Origin of the sequence: Tabrizicola sp. TH137, assembly GCF_002855575.1 — a bacterium.
Classification (GTDB): Bacteria; Pseudomonadota; Alphaproteobacteria; order Rhodobacterales; family Rhodobacteraceae; genus Paragemmobacter.
The window spans coordinates 184,638-200,635 of the sequence record NZ_PKRQ01000006.1 but is presented as its reverse complement, the minus strand read 5'-3'; the positions used below and the strand labels follow the sequence as shown (position 1 = coordinate 200,635).

The window sequence follows — 15,998 nt, the reverse complement described above, 5'->3', positions numbered from 1 at the left end:
AGGGAAAATGAAGCTGCCGCGACGCAAGCCGGGCGGTTCAGGCCCGCGCGGCGTCTTCAAGGCGCAACTGGACCTTCGTGCTGCCATTCCAGGTGTTGAGTTCCAGCCGCCCCGCCAGATGGAACCGCTGATGCCCCGCCTCCATCAGCGCAGGGCCGAGCGGGCCGTCGAAGGCGCCGAAGGCCATCGCCTCGAGCGTCGGCCCCGCGCCATCGCCGAAGCTCAGGCGCAGATGGGTTTCGCCCACACGGCGGGCGCGGACGGACATCGCCGCAAAGGCGAAGCGTGGCGCGGGGGCGGAGGCGCCGAAGGGCCCCGCCTCTTCCAGCCGTTCCACCAGCGCGCGGTCGGCGGCGGACGGCATCAGCAGCCCGTCCAGCTTCAGGTCCGCCGGTCCCGTGGCCCCCGCGCCCTGCCGGGCGAGCAGGTCGGACAGCCGCGCCATCGCCGCCTCCAGCTTGCCTTCCTCGACGGTCAGGCCCGCCGCCATGCGATGCCCGCCGCCTTTGACCAGCAGCCCTTCGGCGGCCAGCCGGTGGACCGAGGCCCCCAGATCGACGCCACTGACAGAGCGCCCCGATCCCTTGCCCATGCCGCCCTCCAGCCCGATCACCACGGCGGGGCGGTTGGTCGCCTCTTTCAACCGGCTGGCGACGATGCCCACCACACCGGGATGCCAGCCTTCGCCCGCCGCCCAGACGAGCGGGCCGTCAAGACCCCGCGCCTCGGCCTGGGCCAGGGCGGCGTCGCGGACGCGCATCTCGATCTCGCGCCGCTCGCTGTTCAATTCGTCCAGCTGGGCGGCCAGCGCCTGCGCCTCGGCCTCGTTCTCGCAGCACAGAAGCCGCGCGCCCAGATCGGCCGCGCCGATCCGCCCGCCCGCATTGACCCGCGGGCCGAGAAGGAAACCCAGGGCATAGCTGTTCGGCGCCTGATCCATCCGCGCCACATCGGCCAGGGCGCGCAGGCCGATCCGTTCGCGCCGCGCCATCACCTTCAGCCCCTGCCGCACCAGCGCGCGGTTCACGCCGATCAGCGGCGCGACATCGGCCACCGTGGCCAGCGCCACCAGATCCAGCATCGCCATCAGGTCCGGCCCTTGCACGCCCTGCCCACGGAGCTGGCGGTTCGCCTCCACCAGCATGAGGAAGACGACGGAGGCCGCGCAAAGATGGCCGAGGGCGCCGTCCTCGTCCTGCCGGTTGGGGTTCACCACGGCCAGCGCAGGCGGCAGCGTCTCGGCCCCCAGATGGTGGTCGAGCACGACGACATCCGCCCCCCTGCTGACGGCGGCGGCGATCGGGTCATGCGACAGCGTCCCGCAATCGACGCAGAGGATCAGGCGGTGGCGGTCGGCAAGGGCCTCCATGGCGGGGACGTTGGGGCCATAGCCTTCGTCGATCCGGTCAGGGATATAGAGCGTGGCCTGATGCCCCATGGCCCGCAGCCAGGTGATGAGAAGCGCGGCAGAACTGCCGCCATCCACGTCATAATCGGCAAAGACGGCGATGGGTTCGTGGGCCGCAACCGCCCGCAGCACCCGGGCGGCGGCGGGGCCCATGTCGCGCAGGGAGAGCGGATCGGGCAGCAGGTCGCGCAGGGCAGGGGCGAGGAAGGCCGCCGCCGCCTCTGGCGCGACGCCGCGGCGCACCAGCGTATGGCAGAGCGCCAGCGGCAGCCGCGTCTGCTGTGCCATCGCCTCGGCCAGACGGTCTTCCTCGGCGGTCGGGCCGACCCAGCGGCGGCCGGTCAGCGAGGCATCGACATTCAGGAAGGCGCGCAGGGTCATGGCTCAGGGAGTGCCGCAAAGCCCGCTTTGGTGCAAGAGCCGATGCCGGGAAGATGCGGAGGGCCGCATCCGCGCCGGCGTGCCCTATTTCAGCGGGCTGCGATAGAGCACGCGGCGCACCGAGCCGGTCTTCGACCGCATCAGGATCGTCTCGGTCGTCACCATCTTCGGCTCGCGCTTGATCCCGGCAAGGAGCGAGCCGTTGGTCACCCCCGTCGCCGCGAAGATCACATCGCCCCGCACCAGATCGTCGCGGGTATAGACGCGGTCGAAATTGGTGATCCCGGCCTTGCGGGCGCGGGCGCGTTCATCCTCGTTGCGGAAGAGCAGCTTGCCGAAGAACTGCCCGCCCATGCATTTCAGCGCGGCGGCGGCCAGCACGCCCTCGGGCGCGCCGCCCGATCCCATATACATGTCGATCCCCGTCACCTCGGGTTCGGCGCAATGCATGACACCCGCCACATCGCCATCGGTGATCAGCCGGATCGCCGCGCCGGTGGAGCGGATCTCCTTGATCATCTCCTCGTGCCGGGGCCGTTCCAGCACGCAGACGGTGATATCCTCCGTCGAGCAGCCCTTGGCGGCGGCCAGCGCCGAGACGCGCTCTGCCGGGCTCATGCTCATGGTCACGGTGCCGGGACGGAAGCCCGGTCCGATGGCGAGCTTGTCCATATAGACATCGGGGGCATGCAGCAGCGTGCCGCGCGGCGCCATGGCGATGACGGTCAGCGCATTGGGCATGTCCTTGGCCGTCAGCGTGGTGCCTTCCAGCGGATCGAGCGCGATGTCCACGGCGGGGCCGTTGCCGGTGCCCACCTCTTCGCCGATATAGAGCATCGGGGCCTCGTCCCGCTCCCCCTCGCCGATCACCACCACACCGGCGATGTCGAGAAGGTTGAGCTGGTCGCGCATGGCATTGACGGCGGCCTGATCGGCGGCCTTTTCGTCGCCCCGCCCGATCAGCGCCGCCGAGGCCAGCGCCGCCGCCTCGGAGACGCGGGCAAGGCCCAGCGAGAGGAGGCGATCCTCGAATTCCTGCTTGTCGGCCATCTGTCCCTCTTCCCTGCCGTTTCCGCCCGCATATCGCCGGGCGGCGGGCGCGGCAAGCGTGATGGCGCTAACGGCCCCTGCGGCGGTTGCGTGGAGGCCGTGGACGAAAATTCTTCGACGAAGAATTTTCGCACCCCCGCCCTCCGGGCGGGGCGCAAATTTTTCGTCGAAAAATTTGCTTCTGCGAAAACTTTTCGGATGAAAAGTTTTCGGCCCCGGTCAGACCTCTTCGATGCGGATGGCCACGGGTGCGCCGACCAGCACCCCGGTTTCCGGGATGCGCGACAGGGCCCAGCCGATATCGGCGGGCGCGGCCTTGTGGGTGACGATCAGGACCGTGGCCTTGTCATCCTGCTCGCCGGGCTGGTTGATCTGGCGCATCTGGTCGATGGAGATGCCCGCCTCGCCGATGCAGGTGGCGACCTTGGCCAGCGCGCCGGGTTTGTCGAGCAGGGTCATCCGGATGTAATAGGGGGCCGGGGTGGCGGATTTCGCCGCAACCGGATCGACCAGGGTGGCGGCCGGACGCCCGAAGGTCGGGAGTCGGAAGCCGCGGGCGAGGTCGATCACATCGGCCATCACCGCGCTTGCCGTCGGGCCTTCGCCCGCGCCGGGGCCGCGCAGCACGATCTGGCCCACGCTGTCGCCTTCCAGCACCACCATATTGGTCCCGCCCTGCAACTGGCCGAGCGGGCTTTCGGCGGGGACGAGGCAGGGGGTCATGCGCTGTTCCAGCCCCCGGCCCGTCATCTGGGCCACGCCGAGAAGCTTGATGTGATAGCCCATGTCGTCGGCCATGCGGATGTCCTCGATGGACACATTGCCGATGCCTTCGAGTTCCACCTTGTCGAAGCTGACCTTCGTGCCGAAGGCGATGGCGGCAAGGAGGGAAAGCTTGTGGCCCGCATCGATGCCGCCCACATCGAGATTGGGGTCGGCCTCCAGATAGCCGAGTTGCCGCGCCTCTTCGAAGACCGTTTCATAGGGCAGGCCGGCGTTCTGCATCCGGGTGAGGATATAGTTGCAGGTGCCGTTCATCACGCCCATCACCCGGCGCATCTGGTTTGCCGCCAGCCCTTCGGTCAGGGCCTTGATGACCGGAATGCCGCCGGCCACGGCGGCCTCGAAGCGGATCGCGCGGCCTGTCGCCTCGGCCGCTTCGGCCAGCGCCTGCCCGTGATGGGCAAGAAGGGCCTTGTTGGCGGTGACCACGTCCTTGCCTGCGGCGAGGGCCGCTTCGGTCGCGGCCTTGGCAGGGCCGTCATGGCCCCCCATCACCTCGACGAAGACATCCACATCGTCGCGGCGGGCCAGCGCGACGGGATCGGTTTCCCAGGCATAGCCCGACAGGTCGGCGTCGCGGGTCTTGGCCCGGTCGCGGGCCGAGACGGCGGTGATCGTCACCGGGCGGCCCGCGCGGGCGGCGATCAGATCGGCATGGCGCTGCACGATCTTCACCACGCCGATGCCGACGGTTCCCAGACCGGCAAGACCGAGGCGAAGGGGCGCGGGCATGGGAGACTCCATCATCAGGGCGACCCCGCCCTGTTATCCCGTCGGCGCGGGCGGTGCAACGCAGGCCTAGCCGCCGCTGCCGCTGCCAGCCACTTCTGCGGCCGGCAGTCCGGCCCGGTCGCGCAGGGCGGCGGCGCGGGCCTCCAGGGCGGCCGTCGCCTCGGCGTCGAGATGCGGGCTGCCTTCGGCAAGGATCTCTTCCACTGGCAGAAGCGGGGGTGCCGGTCCGACCTCTCCGGTCTCGATGAATCCGGGCTGGCTGCATCCCGCGATCAGGATCAGAGCCGACAGGGCAGGCAAGAGGCGGAACATGCGGGCATCCCGGAACGGTGTCGGCGGCATCCTAGCCGCGCCCGGCGCGGAAGGAAACGCCGCTTCGCGCCGCGTCAATGCGCCGGGCGGATGAAGGTGCCGTTCTTCAGCTCGGCCATGGCCTGCCGGATTTCGGCATCGGTGTTCATCACGATGGGCCCGTGCCAGGCCACCGGTTCCTGGATCGGCGCGCCCGAGATGAGGAGGAAGCGGATGCCGTCCGGCCCTGCCGTTACCGTCACCTCGTCGCCCGTGCCGAACTGGATCAGCGTGCGGTCGCCCGACATGTCGCGGATGTTCACCTCCTGCCCGCGCACTTCCTTTTCCAGCAACACACCCTTGGGCGGGGCGGCATCGCGGAAATTCCCCCGGCCCTCGAAGACATAGGCGAAGGCGCGGCGGTAGGTATCGACCTTGAAGGTCTTCTTCCGGTTCGGCGGCACATAGATATCGAGATATTGCGGATCGGCGGCGATGCCGTCCACCGGGCCGGTCTTGCCCCAGAAGCTGCCGACGATGACCTTCACCACCGTCCCGTCATCATCCATGATCTCGGGGATGTCCTTGCCCTTCACGTCCTGATAGCGCGGCGCGGTCATCTTCAGGCTGGAGGGCAGGTTCGCCCAGAGCTGAAAGCCATGCATCTGCCCCCTGGCATTTCCGCGCGGCATTTCCTGATGCAGGATGCCCGACCCGGCGGTCATCCATTGCACATCGCCGCCCTTGAGCAGGCCGTGATTGCCGAGGCTGTCGCCATGTTCCACGGCGCCCGCCAGCACATAGGTGATCGTCTCGATCCCCCGATGCGGGTGCCAGGGAAAGCCGCGCAGGTAATCGCGCGGGTCTTCGTTGCGGAAATCGTCGAACAGGAGGAACGGGTCCATCCGCTTGGGGTCGCCAAAGCCGAAGGCGCGGTGCAGATGCACCCCCGCCCCTTCATAGGTGGGCTGGGCGCGGTTTTCCTGGATCACGGGGCGGATGGACATGGGGCCTGCTCCTGGCTGCGGACAGGCGGAAAGCTAGGACCGCGGGGCCGCCGGGGCAAGGCGGGGCCGTGCAGGGTGATCGTGCCACCCTGCACAGCCCGCGAAGGCGCGTGTCAGCAGATCGTTCCCTGAAGGCAGAGCGTGGGCAGGAAGCGGGGGCGCATCGCCACGATCTCTTCCAGCGAGTCCACCTCCAGCAGGTCCGTCACCGGGGCATAGGGCACAACCGCCTCGAAGATCACCATGTTGGACCCGATGGCCATCATCGGAATGTCCGGCTCTACCAGCGACAGGGTCGCCTCGGTGATGGGCTCCATGACGTTGCCGGGGGAATAGGACCACAGAACGTCGATCCCCTGGGCGCCGGCCGGGCCATCCGACACGCGGCGCACGCTTGTCACGCGGATGCGCGCCTCGGCCTGGATCAGGAATTCCAGCGTATCCTCCAGCCCGTCGATGAAGGCGGGGGTGGCCGGGATCATTTCGCGCGACAGCATGTCGGCCACGGCATAGGTCCCCTTCTGCACCATGTTCTGGGTGCGATAGACATCCCAGAAGGCGAAGAAGCCGAACAGGCCCATGGCCAGCATCGGCAGGACGAAGGCGGCCTCGACGGTGACAGAGCCGGCGCTGCGGTCGCGGAAGCGGCGAAGAAGGCTGCGGATCATTCGGGTCATCGCGTCCCTCCCTCAGCTCGGTTCGTTCACATAGACGGAGGCGACCGAGATCGCGTAGCCGCCATGGGCGTCATAGGTGATCGGCACCGCGAAGGTGGAGCCGGCGAAAAGCGCATCCGTGGTGACGCAGACGCGGATCAGCATCAGGTCGTTCTGCTGGCCCGGCGTGACTTCGACAACCGGCTGGATGATCTCGTTGGCGCGGGTCACGCAGGGCGCATCCGCGTCGGGCATCAGGAAGGTGGCGCGGTTGATTTCGCGGATATCCACCACCGTATTCTCGAAGCAATCCTCGATCATGAAGGTGCGGTCGCAGATTTCCCGGCGCAGCATCAGGGCATCGGGATTTTCGTACTGGCCCAGCCGCAGCGACCGGATCACGATGTCCGAGGCGCGGTCGATGCTTGTCCAGCGCAGCATCATCAACCCGCTTTCGAGTGCAGCGGCGAAGATGGTGAAGCAGAGCGGCATGAGGATGACGAATTCGATCGTCGCGTTGCCGCGTTCGTCACGCCGGAAGCGTTTGAGAAGTCGGGACAACCGCATGTCAGTTCACCAGACGGAGTTGCGTGATGTTGGTGGCGATGGCCTGGAAGGCCGCGTTCAGCGCCGTGTTGTTGGTCGAGTGGAAGAAGTGCCCATCCGACGAGGCGCAGTTGCGCAGGGCCTCCACCCCGCGGGTCGGGGCCGAGAAGGCCACGGCATAGATCAGCACGCCTTCCTGTTTGGTGAGACTGCAGATGTTTGCCAGTTCGACATCCATCTCGGGCGTGGAGGCGCTGTCGCCGCGCTGGGTGCGGAAGTTGTTCCACCACTGGCTGTAAGTGGTCGTCCGGGTCGTCGAGTTGGTGCCGAGGGCACGGGCATAGAAGTGCCAGGCGACATAGGACACCCGCATCTCCTGCCAGACCTGCTGCCAGGTCATCTGCGTGCCCTGCGTCGAGGTCGTGCCCCCCCACGAGGTTGCGCGCCACTGACCCTGAAGCCCGTTGTTGGAGTTGTTGTCGGGGTCGCGATGCGGAACCCAGAATTCGTTGGTCCCCGCCGAAGCCGGACGGCCGGTCTGGTGGCGGATGGAGTAGTTGCCATCCGTGCCCTTGAAGATGGGCGACAGGCCGGTGCGATAGCTGTCGTTGATGCGCACGTCGCCGAAGTTCTCACCATCCGAAAGCAGCAGGATGATCTTCAGCGCGTCGCGCTTGGAATAGTCGAAGGGACGGTCGCGGAATTCCACGGGAACCACGTTCGCGTCCACGAATTCGTTCACCACGGACCGCGCTTCGGGGTCGAGCAGGGCGCCGCCCCATTTCATGCCCGCGTTGATCGAGGTCGCGCCGATGGCCGTGAGGTTGTTGATATAGGTGTGCAGTGCGGTGATGTTGTCATCGGGCATCCGCACGATGTTGGTGGTCGAGGGCGGGCACCAGACGTTGGATGCGTTCGGCGCGCGGCTGGTCGAGGAATAGGTCGTCGGCCAGTCCGACATGCTGTTGCCGTACTCGAAGGCCATGGTGGAGAAGGCATCGGCCCAGCCCGTCGCCTGCATCTGAAGATCGCGGTCGATGCCGGTGTTGTTATAGACGCTGGACGGCATGTCCACGCAGTTGACATTCGCCGTCGCGGTCAGGCCGGGCACGTTGGCGATGTTGTACTTCGCCGCAAGGGCCGGGCCGAGGTTGACCTGCCCGTTATAAGGCACCATCGCGATGGAAATCTTGTTGTTGTTGTTCGCCAGCACGGTGGAGACGAAGTTCCGCGCGGCGGTCTTCAGGCCGGACAGGCGGTTGTTGTTGTTCATCGAACCCGACACGTCGAGGACCATCGCGATCTCGATATTCGTCGCGCGCTGTTCGGCCACCGACCGGCCGTGAATGTCGATCTCATGCACGCCCGAGGCGCCCATGAAGAAGGTATCCAGCTCGTAATCGCCGATGGCCTCCACCGACCGCTGGCCGGTGCCGTTGGTGACGTTCACATCCGTCAGTTGCGGCAGCAGACCGACGCGATCCACGCAATCGCGGACCACCGTTTCGGGATCCAGCGTCTGGCGCAGCGCGGCGGCGTTCAGCGCGCAGCGGTCCAGCGTCTGCGCGAGGGCAGTGCGCTTGTTCTCGGCGCGCATGATGTCAACCGCCATCCCGCCCATGAGGAAGAAGGTGGCGAAGAGAAACAACCCGAACACAAGGAGCGATCCATCCTCGCGCTTGACGAAGCGCCGGAACGGATGGCCGGAAAGCCGGGGGGCGAACTTAGGCATGACGGTCTGTCCCATTCCAAAGAGATCGCAGCCCGGTATCCCGGTCTGCAACAGTGTGACGCCCCCGACCGCAGAAGCTGCACAGGCTTGCGGTCATGGGCAAGGAAATGCGCGAAAGAAGGGTGAATTGGCCTTTGCCCGGGAAACGGTCGGCAAAGTTTCGCCATAATTGTGAAAGGCTGGCAGACAGTGCTTTTGCCACCTTGGCGACGGCGAAAGCGAATGATTCGCGCACCCCTTCCTCGGGGCGCAACCCATCCGTTCGACTGTAGGCTATGGCATTCGTCATCATCTTCACCCGTCTGGCCGTGCGGCCGGTGCCGGAACAGGCTCCGGCTTGGGAAATGTTTAATTGATGGCTGGGGCAGCAATGGGGCGGCTTTGGGCAGGGGAATGCGTCGCGCGCGGTGACAAAAGGGCGGAAATCGGGCCGGTTTCAACAAATGGCAACACTTGCCGTTCTAGTCTTTCACGCATCTCCCGTGCCGCGTGCTAGGCTTTCGCCGGCCCGCCGCAGCGGGCGAACCCGCAGGAGCCATGAAGGGAGGAACCCATGATCCGCGCCGGTGAACCCAGTTTCCGCGACTCTGTCGATCTCATGTTCAACCGCGCCGTGCGGCTGATGGACCTGTCGCCGGGGCTGGAAAACAAGATCCGCGTCTGCAACTCCACCTATACCGTCCGCTTTGGCGTGCGGCTGCGGGGGAAGATCGAAACCTTCACGGGCTATCGGTCCGTCCATTCCGAACATATGGAACCGGTGAAGGGCGGCATCCGCTATGCGCTGTCTGTCAGCCAGGACGAGGTGGAGGCGCTGGCCGCGCTGATGACCTATAAATGCGCGCTGGTCGAAACGCCCTTCGGCGGATCGAAGGGCGGCCTTTGCATCGACCCGCGCCAGTGGGACGAGCATGAGCTGGAACAGATCACCCGCCGCTTCGCCTATGAACTGATCAAGCGCGACCTGATCCATCCGGCGCAGAACGTGCCGGCCCCCGACATGGGGACGGGCGAACGGGAAATGGCCTGGATCGCCGACCAATACGCCCGGATGAACACCACCGACATCAACGCCAAGGCCTGCGTGACCGGCAAGCCGCCCCATGCCGGCGGCATTCAGGGCCGGGTGGAGGCGACGGGGCGCGGGGTGCAATTCGCCCTGCGCGAATTCTTTCGCCACCCCGAGGATGTGGCCGCCGCCGGCCTCTCCGGCGCGCTGGAGGGCAAGCGCGCCGTGGTGCAGGGCCTTGGCAATGTGGGCTATCACGCGGCCAAGTTCCTGTCGGAAGAGGATGGGGTCATCATCACCGCGATCATCGAACGCGACGGCGCGCTGATATCGGATGCGGGGCTGGAGGTGGAGGCGGTGCGCCAGCACCTGACCGCAACCGGCGGGCTGAAGGGATTTGCCGGGGCCGAATATGTTGCCGACGGCGCGAAGGTTCTGGAAAAGGCCTGCGACATCCTCATCCCCGCCGCGATGGAGGGCGTGATCCATCAGGGCAATGCCGCACGGATCAACGCGCCCCTGATCATCGAGGCGGCCAATGGCCCCATCACCTTCGGCGCGGATGAGATCCTGCGCCAGAAGGGCGCGGTCATCATCCCCGACATGTATGCCAATGCGGGCGGCGTGACGGTCAGCTATTTCGAATGGGTCAAGAACCTGTCCCATATCCGCTTTGGCCGGATGCAGCGCCGGGCAGAAGAGGCGCGGTCGCGCCTGATGGTGGAGGAGCTGGAACGGCTGAGCGCCGACAAGGGCCTGGGCTGGACGCTGTCGCCCGATTTCAAGGAGAAATTCCTGACCGGATCGGACGAGTTGGCGCTGGTGCGCTCGGGCCTCGATGACACGATGCGCAGCGCCTATGCCGCGATGCGCGAGGTCTGGCACGGGCGCGGCGATGTCGATGACCTGCGCACGGCGGCCTATATCGTGTCCATCGGACGGGTGGCGCAGACCTATCGGTCCAAGGGGCTGTGACCCCGGTGGTGGGCGAACCCGCGCCGGGAAAGGCGCGGAACCGCCCACCCTACGCGGTGGCGGCGATCCGAAAAGCGACATGTTCCTGTCGCGGGCGGCAATGGCTTTGCGGGGCGGGGGTTGCATCCTCCGCCCCGCGGCGCTTTGCTGGGCGCGCTTCGCGAACGGGACAGGTGGGATGCGCTACTCCGGGCTAAAGGTCATCACCGAAGGGCTTTTCGGCAACAAGGGCTGGAAACCCGCCTGGCGCGACCCGGCGCCCAAGGCGGAATATGACGCCATCATCATCGGGGGCGGCGGGCATGGGCTGTCCACCGCCTATTATCTGGCCAAGAACCACGGGATGACGAACATCGCCGTGCTGGAAAAGGGCTATCTGGGGTCCGGCAATATCGGGCGGAACACGACGATCGTGCGGGCCAACTACTTCCTGCCGGGGAATTCGGAGTTCTATTCCCATTCCATGAAGCTCTGGGAAGGGCTGGAGATCGATCTGAACTACAACGTGATGCATTCGCAGCGCGGCCTCATCAACCTGTTCCATTCCGACGGCCAGCGCGATGCCTTCGTCCGGCGCGGCAATTCGATGATCAATCAGGGCGATGACGCGATCCTTCTGGACCGCGAGGGGGTGCGCGAGATGCTGCCCTATCTCGATTTCGAACAGACGCGCTTCCCCATCTATGGCGGCCTCTACCACCCGCGCGGCGGCACGGCGCGGCACGATGCCGTGGCCTGGGGCTATGCGCGCGGGGCCGATCAGCGCGGCGTGGACCTGATCCAGAATTGCGAAGTGACGGGGATCGACATCGAGAATGGCAAGGTTGTGGGCGTGCAGACGACGCGCGGCGCGATCAAGGCCAGGAAGGTGGGGATCGTGGTCGCCGGCCGGTCATCCCAGGTCGCCGCCATGGCCGGGATGCGCCTGCCCATCGAAAGCCATATCCTTCAGGCCTTCGTGACCGAAGGGCTGAAACCCGTGATCGACCATGTCGTCAGCTTCGGCATGGGGCATTTCTATATCAGCCAGTCCGACAAGGGCGGTCTGGTCTTCGGCGGTGACCTTGATTTCTATGCCTCCTATGCCAGCCGCGGGAACCTGCCGATGGTGGAACATGTGATGGAGGCGGGCATGACGCTCATGCCCATGATCGGGCGGGCCAAGGTGCTGCGGTCCTGGGGCGGGATCATGGACATGTCGCCCGACGGATCGCCCATCATCGACAAGACCCATGTCGACGGGCTGTTCATTGATTGCGGCTGGAATTACGGGGGTTTCAAGGCAGTGCCCGCCTCGGGCTTCTGCATGGCGCATCTGATGGCGACCGGGGAAAGCCATCCCGTCGCCGCGCGTTTCAAGCTCAACCGCTTTGCCACGGGCCATATCCTCGACGAGGAAGGCACGGGCAGCCAGCATAACCTGCATTGACCATGACCGATCCGCAGCCTTTGCGCCCTGCATCCCCCTGCGCCTCCGGCGGGAGTATTTTTGCCAAGATGAAGCCCAGCCCCTTCAGCTTGGCCCAAATCCTCCGGGGTGAGGCCGCAGGCCGAGGGGCAGCGCCCCTATGCGCCGCCCATCCCCCTTACCATCAGGGAAAGACCCGCCCATGCGCCTGACCTGCCCGCTCTGCGGCGAACGCGACCGCCGCGAATTCTATTACTACGGGTCCGAGGATTACCTGAACCGCCCCGCGCCCGAGGCGCCGCCGCAGGCCTGGGACGATTACCTGCACAACCGCGACAACCCCGCCGGGGTGGTGCGCGACCTCTGGTATCACGACATGGGCTGTTCAAGCTGGCTTGTCGTCACCCGCAACACCGTGACGCATGAGATTCTGGCCGTCGAGGCTGTGGCCGACCGGAAAGGCGGTGCCGCATGAGGCTGGCCGGAAAGGGGCTGATCGACCGCAGCCAGCCCGTCACCTTCACCTTCGACGGCACGACCTATCAGGGGTTCCGGGGCGATACGCTGGCCTCGGCCCTTCTGGCCAATGACGTCCGCCTTGTCGGGCGCAGCTTCAAGTATCACCGCCCGCGCGGCATCCTGACTGCCGGGTCGGAAGAGCCGAACGCGATGGTGGAGATCGTCGAGGGCAACCAGCAGACGCCAAATGTCCGCGCGACGGTGCAAGAGGTGTTCGACGGGCTGGCGGCGCGCAGCCAGAACCGCTTCCCCTCGCTGAAGTTCGACCTTCTGGGGATCAACGACCGGCTGTCGCCCTTCCTGTCGGCAGGCTTCTATTACAAGACCTTCATGTGGCCGCGCCCGCTTTGGGAAAAGCTCTATGAGCCGCTCATCCGCCGCGCGGCAGGCTTGGGCAGCCTGTCGGGCCGGCATGACGAGGCGCAATATGAAAAGGCCTGGGCCTTCTGCGATGTGCTGGTGATCGGGTCGGGGCCTGCGGGGCTGTTGGCGGCATGGACCGCCGCGCAGGCCGGGGCCGATGTGATCCTGGCCGAGGAAGAGGCGCGGATGGGCGGGCGGCTGGTGTCTGACAACATCCGCGTCGATGGCCAGCCGGGGGCGGATTGGGTGGAGGGGTTGCTGGCCGATCTGAAGGCCATGCCCAATGTCCGCCTGATGACCCGCACCACCGTCACCGGGGCCTATGATGACGGCACCTTTGGCGCGCTGGAGCGGGTGGGCCTGCACCGCGCCCCCGCGCCGCATCTGCCGCGCGAATGTTTCTGGCGGATCGTGGCCGGGCAGTCCGTGCTGGCGGCAGGGGCCTTGGAACGCCCCATCGCCTTCCCCGACAATGACCGGCCGGGGATCATGCTCGCCTCGGCGCTGCGCACCTATCTGCACCGCTATGGCGTGGTGCCGGGCAAGCGGGTGGCGCTGATCGCCAATAACGACGCCGCCCGCGCCACGGCGCGCGACCTGATGGCGGCGGGGGTGAAGGTGGTGGCGATCCTCGACACCCGGCCTGACGCCAGCGTGGTGGAGGATTGCCCCGTCTATGTGAATGCCCAGATCACCGGCACGGCGGGCCGCCTTGGCCTGACCTCCGTCACCTTCCGCCATGCGGGCGGGACGGCGACGCTGGAGGTGGACACGCTGGCGGTGTCGGGCGGCTGGAACCCGACCGTCCACCTGACCTGCCACATGAACGGCCGCCCCCTGTGGCGCGAGGATATCGCCGCCTTCGTCCCCGCGCCGGATGCCGTGCCGCGCCTGACACCTGCCGGGGCCTGCAACGGCACCTTCTCCACCGCCGGTTCCTTCCGCGAAGGGCAGGAGGCCGCGCAGAAGGCGCTGGCCGCGCTGGGCAAAGTCGCGCCCGACATGCCTCTGCCGCAGGCCGAAGACGCGCCCTATGCCATCACCCCCTTCTGGGAAACGCCGGGGGTGGAGGGGCGGCAATGGCTCGACTTCGCCAATGACGTGACGACGAAGGATGTGAAGCTGTCGGCGCAGGAAAACTTCCGGTCGGTGGAGCATATGAAGCGCTACACGACCCAGGGCATGGCCCCCGATCAGGGCAAGAATTCCAACGTGGCCGCGCTGGCCGTGCTGGCCGATGCCACCGGGCGGGGCATTCCGCAGACCGGAACGACGACCTTCCGCCCGCCTTACGTGCCCACCTCGATTGCCGCGATGGGGGCGGGGGGGCGCGGTGCGGGCTTCGCCCCGCAGCGCTTCCTGACATCGGATCAGGCCAGCCGCGACCGGGGCGCGCCGATGATCGAAGCGGGGCTCTGGTATCGCCCCAGCTATTTCCCCAAACCCGGCGAAACGACCTGGCTGGAAGCCTGCAACCGCGAAACGCGGATGGTGCGCGACAGCGTCGGCGTGGCCGATGTGTCGACGCTGGGCAAGATCGACCTTCAGGGCAAGGATGCCGCGCGTTTCCTCGACCTCGTCTATACCAACACCTTCTCCACCCTGCCGGTGGGGCGCGTGCGCTATGGCCTGATGCTGCGCGAGGACGGGCATGTGCTGGATGACGGCACCTCGGCCCGGCTGGGAGAGCATCACTTCCTGATGACCACCACCACCGCCGCCGCGGGTCTGGTGATGCGGCATCTCGATTTCGTGCATCAGGCCTTCTGCGCGGGCTGGGATGTCCGTTTCACCTCGGTCACCGAGGCCTGGGCGCAATTCGCCGTGGCAGGCCCCAAGGCGCGCGATCTGCTGGCGACGCTGCTGGGCGACATGCCCGATCTGCCCTTCATGGGTGTTGCGGATGTCACCCTGGGCCGCGTGAAGGCGCGGCTCTTCCGCATCTCGTTCAGCGGCGAACAAGGATACGAGATCGCGGTTCCCACCCGCTATGGCGAGGCGCTGTTCCGCGATCTGGTGGCCCGGGCCGAGACGATGGGTGGCGGCCCCTACGGGATGGAGGCGCTCAACGTCCTGCGCATCGAGAAGGGCTTCATCACCCATGCCGAGATTCACGGACGGACCACCGCCTTCGACATCGGCATGGAAAAGATGGTGAGCGCGAAGAAGGACTGCATCGGCAAGGCCGCCGCCGCCCGCCCCGGCATGCTGGGGCCGGAGCGCGATCAGCTTGTGGGTCTGAAGGCCACGGCGGCGATGGGGGCAGGGGCGCATCTCTTCACCCCCGGCGACCGCGTGCATCGCGAGACGGATCAGGGCTATGTCACCTCCGTCTGCTATTCGCCCACCTTCGACGCCCATCTGGCGCTGGCCTTCCTGCGGAACGGCCGCGCCCGGCATGGCGAGAAGATCCGGGTGGTGGATCATCTGCGCAAGATCGACATCGTGGCGGAAGTCACCGATCCCGTCTTCCACGACAAGGAAGGAGTGAAGCTCCGTGCCTGACCTCATCGCCAAATCGCCCCTTGCGGGCATCGCGCCCCTGACCCGTGGGGGCACCACGCTGGCCGAAGGGCAGGCGGGCGCGATCACCTCCATCGCCCCCTATCCGGGGCGGACACCCCAGGTCGGCGCGCTCCTCGCGCCGCTGGGGCTGTCCTTTCCCGAACCGAACCGGGTGGTCAGCCAGGGCGCGGCCCGGATCCTCTGGGCCGGGCGCGAGATGGCCTTCCTGATCGGGGCCGAAGCCCCTGCGGCCCTGGCCGACCATGCGGCGATGACGGATCAGAGCGATGGCTGGGCGCTTCTCACCCTTGCAGGCCCGATGGCCGAGGCGGCGCTGATGCGCCCCGTGCCGCTCGACCTGCGCCTGTCGGCCTTCCCTGTGGGCCGCACCACCCGCGCGCCGCTCAATCACATGCAGGCGATCCTGACGCGGACCGGCGCGCAGGAGTTCGAGGTGATGGTCTTCCGGTCGATGGCGCGCACCGCCTGGGCCGAACTGGCCGAGGCGCTGGAGGTGCTGGAGGCGCGGGCCAAGGCCTCCTGACCGCGCGCCCTGCCGCACCCCCGGGGGCGCCGCCCCCGGACCCCCGGAGTATTTTCCGCCAAGATGAAGACCAGCCCCTTCATCTTGGC

At 66.9% G+C, this 15,998-nt stretch carries 13 protein-coding genes; 5 read left to right on the top strand and 8 right to left on the bottom strand.

Annotated features, from left to right (window positions below):
* Positions 1-37: 37 nt before the first annotated feature.
* The 8 genes from recJ to C0V75_RS17730 all read right to left on the bottom strand — a co-directional run bounded on the left by recJ (position 38) and on the right by C0V75_RS17730 (position 8,586).
* Positions 38-1,789: a single-stranded-DNA-specific exonuclease RecJ gene (gene recJ, locus C0V75_RS17765; protein WP_101922307.1), complete on the bottom strand. Its 1,752-nt coding sequence runs from the start codon at positions 1,787-1,789 to the stop codon at positions 38-40.
* Between the two features lie 84 nt (positions 1,790-1,873).
* A complete protein-coding gene (gene glpX / locus C0V75_RS17760) occupies positions 1,874-2,839 on the bottom strand; it encodes a class II fructose-bisphosphatase (RefSeq protein ID WP_101922306.1) in 966 nt (321 codons plus the stop codon).
* Positions 2,840-3,058: 219 nt separating this feature from the next.
* Positions 3,059-4,354 (bottom strand): homoserine dehydrogenase, encoded by a 1,296-nt coding sequence (locus C0V75_RS17755; RefSeq protein WP_101922305.1) that lies wholly within the window; start codon positions 4,352-4,354, stop codon positions 3,059-3,061.
* 66 nt (positions 4,355-4,420) lie between these two features.
* Positions 4,421-4,666 (bottom strand): hypothetical protein, encoded by a 246-nt coding sequence (locus tag C0V75_RS17750; RefSeq protein ID WP_101922304.1) that lies wholly within the window; start codon positions 4,664-4,666, stop codon positions 4,421-4,423.
* Between the two features lie 74 nt (positions 4,667-4,740).
* Complete coding sequence (locus C0V75_RS17745; RefSeq protein WP_101922303.1) at positions 4,741-5,652, bottom strand: pirin family protein; 912 nt, start codon at positions 5,650-5,652, stop codon at positions 4,741-4,743.
* A 113-nt stretch (positions 5,653-5,765) separates the two neighbouring features.
* The gene (locus C0V75_RS17740; RefSeq protein WP_101922302.1) at positions 5,766-6,329 is read right to left on the bottom strand and encodes a TadE/TadG family type IV pilus assembly protein; all 564 of its coding nucleotides are present in this window, start codon (positions 6,327-6,329) and stop codon (positions 5,766-5,768) included.
* 12 nt (positions 6,330-6,341) lie between these two features.
* Positions 6,342-6,875, bottom strand: a complete 534-nt coding sequence (locus C0V75_RS17735; protein WP_101922301.1) for a TadE/TadG family type IV pilus assembly protein — start codon at positions 6,873-6,875, stop codon at positions 6,342-6,344.
* A 1-nt stretch (position 6,876) separates the two neighbouring features.
* Entirely contained in the window at positions 6,877-8,586 is a 1,710-nt protein-coding gene (locus C0V75_RS17730; RefSeq protein ID WP_101922300.1) for a Tad domain-containing protein, read from the bottom strand.
* Positions 8,587-9,142: 556 nt separating this feature from the next.
* Between C0V75_RS17730 and C0V75_RS17725 the strand changes: the two genes are divergently transcribed.
* The 5 genes from C0V75_RS17725 (at position 9,143) to C0V75_RS17705 (ending at position 15,909) form a co-directional block, all read left to right on the top strand.
* Complete coding sequence (locus tag C0V75_RS17725) at positions 9,143-10,570, top strand: Glu/Leu/Phe/Val dehydrogenase (protein WP_101922472.1); 1,428 nt, start codon at positions 9,143-9,145, stop codon at positions 10,568-10,570.
* A gap of 178 nt (positions 10,571-10,748) precedes the next feature.
* Positions 10,749-11,999: a sarcosine oxidase subunit beta family protein gene (locus C0V75_RS17720; RefSeq protein WP_101922471.1), complete on the top strand. Its 1,251-nt coding sequence runs from the start codon at positions 10,749-10,751 to the stop codon at positions 11,997-11,999.
* A 181-nt stretch (positions 12,000-12,180) separates the two neighbouring features.
* Positions 12,181-12,453 carry a sarcosine oxidase subunit delta gene (locus C0V75_RS17715; protein WP_101922299.1) on the top strand — a complete coding sequence of 91 codons (273 nt, stop codon included), beginning with the start codon at positions 12,181-12,183 and terminating at the stop codon, positions 12,451-12,453.
* Positions 12,450-15,365, top strand: a complete 2,916-nt coding sequence (locus tag C0V75_RS17710) for a sarcosine oxidase subunit alpha family protein (RefSeq protein WP_101922298.1) — start codon at positions 12,450-12,452, stop codon at positions 15,363-15,365. The genes C0V75_RS17715 and C0V75_RS17710 overlap by 4 nt, the downstream gene beginning before the upstream one ends.
* Positions 15,358-15,909: a sarcosine oxidase subunit gamma gene (locus C0V75_RS17705; protein ID WP_101922297.1), complete on the top strand. Its 552-nt coding sequence runs from the start codon at positions 15,358-15,360 to the stop codon at positions 15,907-15,909. The genes C0V75_RS17710 and C0V75_RS17705 overlap by 8 nt, the downstream gene beginning before the upstream one ends.
* Positions 15,910-15,998 lie beyond the last annotated feature (89 nt).